This window comes from Kitasatospora sp. NPDC023385, assembly GCF_055664045.1.
In genome coordinates, this window is sequence record NZ_JBVOOL010000070.1 from 1 (window position 1) to 5352 (window position 5352).

A 5352-nucleotide genomic window follows, 5' to 3' on the forward strand; every position below is an offset into this window, starting at 1 on the left:
CGCACGGGTGACCTGGCGCGGTGGACGGCGGAGGGGTTGCTGGAGTACCTGGGGCGGGCGGACGAGCAGGTCAAGGTCCGTGGTTTCCGCATCGAGCCGGGTGAGGTCGAGACGGCTGTCGTGGGGCACCCGTCGGTGGGCCAGGCGGCGGTGGTGGTGCGTGAGGACACGCCGGGTGACAAGCGGCTGGTGGCGTATGCCGTTGCGGCGGAGGGTGCGGAGATCGTTGCCGGTGAGGTGCGGGAGTTCGTGGCCCGGCGTCTTCCGGAGTACATGGTGCCCGCCGCCCTGGTGGTGCTCGAGGTGCTGCCGCTGACCGTCAACGGCAAGCTCGACCGCAAGGCCCTGCCGGCCCCCGACTACGCGGCCACCGCCGGCGTGGGCCGGGAGCCGGAGACCGAGCAGGAGAAGGTGCTCTGCGCCGCGTTCGCCGATGTCCTCGGGCTGGCGCACGTCGGCGTCGACGACGACTTCTTCGCGCTCGGCGGGCACTCCCTGCTCGCCGTCCGCCTGGCCAGCCGGGTGCGTACGGTGCTGGGCGTCGAGGTCTCGGTGCGCACGCTGTTCCGAGCGCCGACGCCGGCCCGGTTCGCGGCCGAGCTCGCGAGTGCCGAGCCCGGCACGGAGAAGGCAGCCCGGCCGGCACTACGGCCGATGCGTCGGCAGGAGGGGTCCTGAGATGGTGCCGTTGTCGTTCGCGCAACGCCGGTTGTGGTTCCTGGGGCAGTTGGACGGCCCCAGCTCGACCTACAACGTCCCGGTGGTGCTGCGGCTCTCCGGTGAGCTCGACGTCGATGCCCTGGGCACGGCGCTGCTGGATGTGGTGGAGCGGCACGAGGTGCTGCGCACGGTCTTCGCCGTCGCCGACGGCGAGCCGTACCAGCGGGTCCTGCCGGTCGCGGAGGCCGGCTTCGCCCTCCTGACCGTCGAGGTGGCGGCCGACGCCCTGGCCGCCGCGGTGGCCGGGGCGACCGGCCACGCCTTCGACCTCGCCAGCGAAGTCCCCATCCGGGCCACGCTGTTCACCACCGGCCCGGGCGAGCACGTGCTGGTCGTGGTGATGCACCACATCGCCTCCGACGGCTGGTCGATCGCGCCGCTGGCGCGCGACCTGTCGGTGGCGTACACCGCCCGGCTCGCCGGCGGCCGGCCGCAGTGGGAGCCGCTGCCGGTGCAGTACGCGGACTACGCGCTCTGGCAGCGCGAGGTGCTGGGGTCGGAGGACGACCCGGGCAGCGTGCTCGCCCAGCAACTGACCTACTGGCGCAAGGCGTTGGCGGACATCCCGGAGGAGCTGGCGCTGCCGGCCGACCGCGTCCGCCCGGCCGTCGCCGGAAACCGGGGGCACAGCGTGCCCCTGGAGCTGCCCGCCGGCCTGCACGCCGAGCTGCTGACCCTGGCCCGTGCGCAGGGCGCGACGCTCTTCATGGTGGTACAGGCGGCGCTGGCCGTGCTGCTCTCCAAGCTCGGCGCGGGCACCGACATCCCGATCGGCGCGGCCAACGCGGGCCGCACCGACGAGGCGCTGGACGACCTGGTCGGATTCTTCGTCAACACCCTGGTCCAGCGGGCCGACCTGTCCGGTGACCCGACCTTCGGCGAGGTCCTGGCCCGGCTGCGCGAGACGTCCCTGGCCGCCCTGGAGCACCAGGACGTGCCGTTCGAGCGCCTCGTCGAGGAGCTCGCGCCGTCCCGCTCGCTGGTCCGTCACCCGCTCTTCCAAGTGATGCTCACCGTCCAGAACCAGGCCCGGGCCGAGCTCTCCCTGCCCAGCCTGCGGGTCGAGGGGCTGGGCTCGGCCGACGGGCTGATGGCCAAGTTCGACCTGGAGCTGAACCTCGCCGAGCGGTTCGACGCCCACGGGCGCCCGGCCGGCATCGGCGGGGTCCTGATCGGCTCGGCGGACCTCTTCGAGCGGGCCTCGGTGGAGCGGATCGCCGGCCGCTGGCAGCAGGTCCTCGCCGAGCTGGCGGCCCGCCCGTCGGTGCGGCTGAGCGCGATGGACGTGCTGGACGCCGAGGAGCGGCGCCGCGTCCTCACCGAGTGGAACGACACCGCCGCAGAGGTCGCGCCGGCCACCCTGCCGGAGCTGTTCGCGGCGCAGGCCGCCCGGACCCCGGACGGGGTCGCGGTGGTCTTCGAGGGCGCCGAGCTGACCTATGCGGAGCTGGACGCCCGCGCCGACCGCCTCGCCTGCCACCTGGCCGGCCAGGGCGTGGGACCGGAGTCGGTGGTCGCGGTCTGCCTGGAGCGCGGCATCGACCTGGTCGTCGCCCTGCTCGCCGTGGTCAAGGCCGGCGGCGCCTATCTGCCCGTCGACCCCGACCACCCGGCCGAGCGGATCGGATTTCTCCTGGCCGACGCCGGCGCGGCCGCCGTGCTGACCTCGCAGGCCTGCGCGCCGCGCCTGCCCGAGGGGACCGCGGACGTGCTGGTGCTCGACGAGCCCGGCACGCTCGCCCGGCTGTCCGGCCCGGCCGACAGCGCCCCCGCCGCCGGCCCGCTGCCCACGCACCCGGCGTACGTCATCTACACCTCCGGCTCGACCGGCCGCCCCAAGGGCGTGGCGGTGCCGCACGAGGGCATCGTCAACCGGCTGGCCTGGATGCAGGCCCGGTACGGGCTGCGGCCGGGCGAGCGGGTCGTGCAGAAGACGCCGTTCGGCTTCGACGTGTCGGTCTGGGAGTTCTTCTGGCCGCTGCTGGAGGGCGCGACGCTGGTGCTGGCCCGCCCGGGCGGCCACCGCGACCCGCAGTACCTCGCCGAGCTGCTGCGTGAGGAGCGGGTGAGCACGGCGCACTTCGTGCCGTCGATGCTGGAGGCGTTCCTGCGCGAGCCGTCCGCGGCCGGCTGCCGGGAGCTGCGGCGGGTCGTCTGCAGCGGCGAGGCACTGCCCGCCGAGCTGCGCGACCGCTTCTTCGAGGTCTTCGCCGACGCCGAGCTGCACAACCTGTACGGGCCGACGGAGGCGTCGGTGGACGTCACCGCCTGGAGCTGCGAGCGGGACCGGGACCGGGGCGCGGCCTCGGTGCCGATCGGCACCCCGGTGTTCAACACCCGCATGTACGTGCTGGACGAGGCCCTGCACCCGGTGCCGGCCGGGGTCGGCGGCGAGCTGTACATCGCCGGCGTGCAGCTGGCCCGCGGCTACATCGGGCGGCCCGGCCTGACGGCGGAGCGGTTCGTGGCCTCGCCGTTCGGCGCGGCCGGAAGCCGGCTGTACCGTACCGGCGACCTGGCCCGGTGGACGACGGACGGTGTGCTGGAATACCTGGGCCGGGCGGACGAGCAGGTCAAGATCCGGGGCTTCCGGATCGAGCCGGCCGAGGTGCAGGCCGTCGTCGCGGACCACCCCGGGGTCGCGCAGGCCGCAGTCGTGGCCCGCGAGGACGTGCCCGGCGACAAGCGCCTGGTCGCCTACGTCGTGCCTTCCGGTGACGCTCTTCTCCCCTCCGACGTGCGGGTGTTCGCGGCGCAGCGGCTGCCCGGGCACCTGGTGCCCGCCGCCGTCGTCCTGCTCGACGTGCTGCCGGTGACGGTCAACGGCAAGCTGGACCGGCGGGCGCTGCCCGCCCCCGACCACGCGGCCGCCGCGGGCGGGCGCGGCCCGTCCACCGTGCGCGAGGAGGTGCTCTGCGCCGGCTTCGCCGAGGTCCTCGGGCTGGAAGGCGTCGGTGTGGACGACGACTTCTTCGCGCTCGGCGGGCACTCGCTGCTCGCTGTGCGTCTGGTGGAGTGGCTCCGCACACGCGGCGTGACGGTGTCGGTGCGGACGTTCTTCCGCACCCCCACCCCGGCCGGGCTCGCGGCGGCGGGCGGCACCGAGGCCGTCACGGCACCCGCCAACCTGATCCCCGAGGGCGCGCAGGCCGTCACCCCGGACATGCTGCCGCTGGTCGACCTGTCGGCGGAGGAGGTCGAGCGGATCGTCGCCACCGTGGACGGCGGCGCCGCGAACCTGGCCGACGTCTACCCGCTCGCGCCGCTCCAGGAAGGACTGCTCTTCCACCACCTGATGGCGGCCGAGGGCCGGCCCGACGTCTACGTCACGCCGAGGGTCGTCCGCTTCGCCTCGCGCGAGCTGCTCGACGGCTTCCTCACCGCCCTGCAACAGGTCGTGGACCGCAACGACATCTACCGCACCGGCATCGTCTGGGAACGGCTGCCGGAGCCGGTCCAGGTGGTTTGGCGCCGGGCGACCCTGCCGGTGGACGAGATCACGCTGGACGCGGACGGGCCGGATCCGGTCGAGCAGCTGCTCGCCGCCGGCGCAGCCGCCATGGACCTGGAGCGGGCACCGCTGATCGACGTGCGCCTCGCCGCCGAGCCCGGCGGCCCCGGCTGGCTGGCCCTCGTCCGGCTGCACCACCTGGTGATGGACCACACCGGCTTCGAGGTCCTGCTCGCCGAGGTGCGGGCCTTCCTGGCCGGCCGCGGCGGCCAGCTGCCCGAGCCGCTGCCGTTCCGCGACTTCGTGGCGCAGGCCCGCCTCGGCACCTCGCGCGAGGAGCACGAGCAGTACTTCGCCGGGCTGCTCGGCGACGTCACCGAGACCACCGCCCCGTACGGCCTGGCGGACGTCCTCGGCGACGGCGCGGAGACGGCGCAGGCCGGCACCCCGCTGGGCGAGGAGCTGTCGGCCCGGGTCCGCGAGGTGTCCCGCGCGCTCGGCGTGAGCCCGGCGACGCTCTGCCACCTGGCGTGGGCGCGGGTGCTGGCAGCCCTGTCGGGGCAGGACGACGTGGTCTTCGGGACGGTCCTGTTCGGGCGGATGAACGCCGGCGCCGGCTCCGACCGGGTAGCGGGCCTGTTCGTCAACACCCTGCCGGTGCGCGTGCGCGTCGACGGGACCGGCGTGCTGACGGCCGTCGCGCAGCTGCGCGGCCAGCTGGCGGAGCTGCTGGCGCACGAGCACGCGCCGCTCGCCGTCGCCCAGCAGGCCAGTGGGATCGAGGGCCACGCGCCGCTGTTCACGTCGATCTTCAACTACCGGCACAACACCCGGCTGCCGGACGCCCCGCAGACGCCGGCCTCGGAGGAGGGCGGCGACGGCATCCGGATGGTCTTCGCCCGCGAGCGGAACAACTACCCGCTCACCGTGGCCGTCGACGACGACGGACGGACGCTCGCGCTCAGCGTGGACGCGATGGCCCCGGCCGACCCGCGGGCCGTCGGCCGGCTGCTGGGCACGGCGATCGAGCACTTGGTGCCGGCACTGGAGGCCGCCCTGGCCGGAGGCGCGGAGCTTCCGCTCGACGCGGTGGAGGTGTTGGACGTCGGGGAGCGGCGGCGGGTGCTGAGCGAGTGGAACGATACGGCTGTTGAGGTGCCTGCCGTGTTGGTGGCGGAGGT

2 protein-coding genes are annotated in these 5352 nt (G+C 74.7%); both read left to right on the forward strand.

Translation table 11 applies throughout. The features are described 5' to 3' along the window. Positions 1 to 678, forward strand: a 678-nt coding sequence (locus AC0B61_RS36870; protein WP_471746867.1) for a phosphopantetheine-binding protein, incomplete at its 5' end; no start/stop codon positions are given. 1 nt (position 679) lies between these two features. Continuing rightward, positions 680 to 5352: non-ribosomal peptide synthetase (locus AC0B61_RS36875; protein ID WP_471746869.1), on the forward strand; the 4673-nt coding region annotated here is incomplete at its 3' end.